This window comes from Halorubrum sp. SD690R (assembly GCF_005435035.1).
GTDB lineage: Archaea > Halobacteriota > Halobacteria > Halobacteriales > Haloferacaceae > Halorubrum > Halorubrum ezzemoulense.
The window spans coordinates 1-474 of record NZ_SGTV01000125.1; the positions used below are offsets into that span (position 1 = coordinate 1).

Annotated in this window: 1 pseudogene; it reads right to left on the reverse strand. The window is 38.6% G+C overall.

Annotated elements, in window-relative coordinates:
* Positions 1-474, reverse strand: a pseudogene (locus tag EXE41_RS18700) (hypothetical protein); the annotation flags it as partial.

A 474-nucleotide genomic window follows, 5' to 3' on the forward strand; every position in this document is an offset into this window, starting at 1 on the left:
GTTGTCATATGCGCTTCTTGAGACCATAAATAGATACTCCAACTCTGTGCGAATGAATTGCTGGATCGCTGCATTAAGATCTGAAAGATCTGACTGGTAGTATGCGACTTTTGATAATACCGTGGCTAAATTTCTGATGTCATCTAGTAGACTCGGCATAAGACCCATAATATTTGGGAAGGAAAGATGTTGATAATAAACATCAAAAAATTGCAAATTTATGTCTGTCTCTGGGTTCTCTGGCTCTTTCCCGAAGTACACACTAGTAATTGGTTCACTTTTGACAAAACTCAGTTCGCCATCTTGGTTTGGTATATACGTTATCCAGTCTTCATCATCCAGGAATTCTGGGAGTGCATCATTTTCATAGTCTGGATCATATATTATTCCAGATGGAATCGCACGACCATATAATTCTGTGGTGATCGGTAGTTTTTGTTCAACCTCAGAAGTGTCAATTCCTCTCTTCATTAT